This window comes from Mycoplana sp. 10N416 (assembly GCF_056394765.1).
On sequence record NZ_JBFTIM010000065.1, the window covers coordinates 1 to 354 of the forward strand.

At 67.2% G+C, this 354-nt stretch carries 1 protein-coding gene; it reads right to left on the bottom strand.

The window, feature by feature from the left end; all coding sequences use genetic code 11:
* The coding region (locus AC1DDS_RS25830; RefSeq protein WP_477481453.1) for a S41 family peptidase at nucleotides 1–354 on the bottom strand (354 nt) is incomplete at both ends.

Below are 354 nucleotides of genomic sequence, written 5' to 3' on the forward strand. Positions count from 1 at the left end.
GTCTTCTCGCGGGCGATGGTGATGGTCACCGTCTCGCCGGCCGGGCCGCGCATCTGCTTGACGGCCTCGTTGACCGTCAGGCCCAGAACCGACTGGCCGTTGACGGCCGTGATGTAGTCACCGGCCTGGATCCCCGCGCGATCGGCGGGCGTGCCGTCCATCGGCGAGATGACCTTGACCACGCCTTCCTCGCTGGTGACCTCGATGCCGAGGCCGCCGTACTCGCCGCGCGTGGTGTCCTGCATGTCCTCGAAGCTGTCGGGCGACAGGTAGCCCGAGTGCGGGTCGAGGCTGGTCAGCATGCCGTCAAGTGCGGCCTCGATCAGCTTCTTGTCGTCGACTTCGGTGACGTAC